Origin of the sequence: Cellulomonas algicola, from assembly GCF_003851725.1 — a bacterium.
In the GTDB taxonomy this organism is placed as follows: Bacteria; Actinomycetota; Actinomycetes; order Actinomycetales; family Cellulomonadaceae; genus Cellulomonas; species Cellulomonas algicola.
In genome coordinates this window covers 1-3661 of the sequence record NZ_BHYL01000177.1, presented here as the reverse complement: position 1 = coordinate 3661, position 3661 = coordinate 1, and the positions used below count along the sequence as shown (strand labels likewise).

General features: G+C 77.1%; 3 protein-coding genes and 1 pseudogene. 2 read left to right on the top strand and 2 right to left on the bottom strand.

What is annotated here, in order from left to right; genetic code table 11:
• Window positions 1-444 (top strand): annotated as a pseudogene (locus tag CTKZ_RS12005) (GTP-binding protein HSR1); the annotation flags it as partial.
• A gap of 52 nt (window positions 445-496) precedes the next feature.
• On the top strand, window positions 497-997 hold the full coding sequence (locus tag CTKZ_RS12000) for an acyl-CoA thioesterase (protein WP_124343162.1): 501 nt from the start codon (window positions 497-499) through the stop codon (window positions 995-997).
• Between the two features lie 96 nt (window positions 998-1093).
• On the opposite strand, the gene CTKZ_RS11995 is transcribed toward CTKZ_RS12000, so the two are convergent.
• Window positions 1094-1849 (bottom strand): glycosyltransferase family 2 protein, encoded by a 756-nt coding sequence (locus CTKZ_RS11995; RefSeq protein ID WP_200829725.1) that lies wholly within the window; start codon window positions 1847-1849, stop codon window positions 1094-1096.
• A partial coding sequence (locus CTKZ_RS11985) for an SDR family oxidoreductase (protein WP_235843462.1) occupies window positions 1846-3661 on the bottom strand: 1816 nt, incomplete at its 5' end. The genes CTKZ_RS11985 and CTKZ_RS11995, both read right to left, overlap by 4 nt.

Here is a 3661-nt window from a genome sequence, read left to right as displayed (position 1 = left end):
GCCGTCGCGCGCGACGCGATCCCCGACGCGCTGGACCGCGCCGTCGTCGCGTCGGCGCCCGCGGGTGCGCGCGACCCACGCTGGTGGCGCGCCGTCGGGGTCGTCCAGTGGGTGCTGCTCGCGGTCGCGATCGCGGGCGCGGCATGGCTCGCGGCGCTCGCCGGGCTGGCCTACCTGCGGCTGCCCGAGCCTCCCACTCCGACGTGGGGCGAGATCCCGTGGCCGACCGTGCTCACCGTCGGGGGTCTGCTGCTCGGCGTGCTCCTCGCGCTCGTGTCGCGCGTCCTCGCGGGCGTGGGGGCGCGGCGACGTGCCGCGCGGGTCCGGCGACGGCTGCGGTCGGGCGTCGAGGACGTCGCGCGGGACCTGGTCGTGCGCCCGGTGACCGACGAGCTGGGCGCGTGGGCCGCGTGCGCCGCCGCCGCCGAGCGGGCCGCGGCGTGACGCACGCCCGCTCGGCGGGCTCGTAGGATCGCTGGTCGGCGAAGGAGGTCGTGTGGCTCGGCTCGAGGTCCCCGTGCAGCTGCGCTGGTCCGACATGGACGCGTACGCGCACGTCAACAACGTGGAGATGCTGCGCCTGCTCGAGGAGGCGCGGATCGAGGCGTTCTGGCGCCACCCCGAGGCGCAGGACGGCACACGACCGGACGCGACGTGGCCGACGGCGGTGCTCGACGCGGGCCCCGGCGCGCAGACGTCGACGCTCGTCGCGCGGCAGGAGATCGAGTACCTCGTCCCGCTCGGGTACCGGCGCTCGCCCGTGGTCGTCGAGATGTGGCTCGGTCACCTCGGCGGTGCGAGCCTCGACGTCTGCTACGAGGTGCGCGACCGCCCGGCCGCCGACCCGACGAGCACCGTGTACGCGCGTGCGACGACGACGCTCGTGCTCGTCGACTCCGCGACCGGGCGCCCGCGACGGCTCGGCGACGTCGAGCGCGCGGCGTGGCAGAAGTACGTCGAGGCGCCCGTGCGGCACCGGCGCCGTCCGGAGGCCTGACCGGGCCACGAGGTCGACGCGTCCGCACGCGCGAGCCCGGTCACGCCCGGTCCGGGTCCCACACCGTCGAGGCGCGCGGCGGCTCGCACACCCGGCTCAGAGCGCCGCGCGTCCCGGGCGAGCCGCCCGCCAGCGCCGCAGGTGACGGCGCGACGGGGCGTCGTCGGGGCGGTGCAGGTCGATCGTGCGCAGCCCGCGCCGGACGCGCCCCCACAGCCCGCGCCAGTCGCGCAGCGGGCGTGCCGAGATGCCCACCACGAGCGTGGGGTCGTGCCGGATCGTCCCGACGTCGCCCACGTGGTAGCTGAGGTCGACGTCGTCGTGCAGGTCCTGGCGCGTCCGGTGGACGTCGTGCGCGACGTGCTCCCACACCGTCCGGCGCATCGCGAAGTTCGAGCCGAAGAGCGGCGGGTGCGCGAGCGCGCCGCCCATGAGGACGCGGTACGCGCGCATGTAGAGCACGTCGCCGAGGACCCGCAGCAGCCGCGACGGCCCGACGAACCGCCCGGGCCCTGTGACCGCCGCGAGCTCCGGGTCGGCGTCGAACGCCGCGGCCAGGTGCTCGACCCAGTCGGGCGGCGGCACGCTGTCGGCGTCGCAGCGGGCGATGACGTCACCGACGGCCGCGTCGTAGCCGGTCGCGGCCGCGGCCCAGATGCCCGTCGTGGCCTCGTGCAGGCACGTCGCGCCGTACCGCCGCGCGACGTCCGCGGTGTCGTCGCGCGAGGCGTTGTCCACGACGACGACCTGGACGGGGGCGACGGTCTGCGCGGCCAGCGCCGTGAGGCACCGGTCGAGCAGCGTCGCGTCGTCGCGCGAGGGGACGACCACGGAGACGGTCGGCAGGGTCATGCGCCCGCCGCCGCGTCCGAGCGGGTGGTGCCCGCACCGGGCGAGTCGGCGCCGGTCCGGTCTCGGTCACGACGGACCCGCGACCGGTCCGTCCGCGCCTGCTCGGCGCGCTCGGCCGCACGGGCCATGTTGCGCTGCATGCCGCCGAACACGACGCCGTGGAACGGCGCGACGGACCACCAGTAGAGCTGCCCCAGCAGCCCGCGCGGGTGGAACAGCGCACGCTGCGCGAAGACGGCGGGCGGGCGCAGCCACCGCGCGTCGTCGCCGGGTCGCACGACGCTGCCCGGGTCGTCGCCGGCCGGTGCGCCACCACCGCGGAGGTCGTCGGTGACGTCGCCGTTCGCGCCGGGCTTCGCGTCGGCGTCCGGGTCCGGCTCCGCCCTGCCGCTCCCGACGGCGTCGTCGTCCGTCTCCACCCGGAGCTCGAGCCACGCGAGCCCGGGGACGCGCATCTCGGCGCGCAGGCGCAGGAGCCGCCCGGGCTCGACCTCCTCGACGCGCCAGAAGTCCACGGCGTCGTCGACGAGCAGCCGCCACGGGTCCCTCCGTCCGCGTCGCAGGCCCGGGCCGCCGACCAGCCGGTCGCCGAGCCCGCGGACGCGCCACGCGAGCGGCCACGAGTACCACCCGTTCTCGCCGCCGACGGACTCCAGGACGCGCCACAGCGCGGCCGGCGACGCGTCGACGGTCACACGCCGTTCGTCGACGTAGAGCGAGCCGCCCGCCCAGCCCGGGTCCGACGGCAGCGGGTCGCTCGGGGTCCCCGGCGCCGACGCCGACGACCACCGGGTCGAGACGGCCGCGTCGTGCACGCGCCGCAGCGCGAGCCGCACCGCGCGGTCGAAGCCGACGAGCCCGTCGGGCGGGTCGGGCACCCAGCGGGCGATGTCGTGCTCGTCGCACACGACCTCGTGCACGAGCGACTCGACGAGCGGACGCGCGAGCCCGCCCGGCACAGGCGTGACGAGCGAGACCCAGAGGCTCGACAGCCGCGGCGTGAGGACGCCGACGCCCACGATCACCCGTCGCGGCAGCCCGGCGGCGGCGGCGTAGCGCTGCATCATGTCGCGGTACGTGAGGACGTCGGGACCGCCGATGTCGAACCCGCGGCTCACCTCGGGCGGCATCGCCGCGGCACCGACGAGGTAGCGCAGCACGTCGCGGATCGCGATGGGCTGGATGCGGTTCTCGACCCAGCGCGGCACCGTCATCGCGGGCAGGCGCTCGGTGAGGTAGCGCATCATCTCGAACGACGCCGAGCCGGACCCGAGGATGACGGCGGCCCGCAGCACGGTCGTCGGGACGCCCGACGCGAGCAGGATCTCGCCGACCTCGGTGCGCGACGCGAGGTGCGGCGACAGGTCCTCGCCCTCGGGGTAGAGGCCGCCGAGGTAGACGATCCGGCGCACGCCGGCCTCGCGCGCCGCACGCGCGAACGTGAGCGCGGTCGTCCGGTCGCGCGACTCGAACGTCCGGCCCGACCCGAGCGAGTGGATGAGGTAGTACGCGACCTCGACGCCCTCGAGCGCCGCACGGGTCTGCTCGAGGTCCGACGCGTCCGCCTCGACGGCCTCGACCTCGCCGACCCACGGGCGCCCGCGCAGCCGCTGCGGTGACCGCGCGAGCGCGCGCACCCGATAGCCGGCCGACAGCAGCTCGGGGACGAGGCGTCCGCCCACGTAGCCGGTCACGCCGGTGACGGCGACGAGCGGGGCGTCGGGGCGCGGGCGCCCGTCCGGCCCGGGACCCGGCACGAGGCCCGGCAGCGTGGCGGCGACGGGCTCGGGCGCGAGGGCGGCGTCGTCGGCG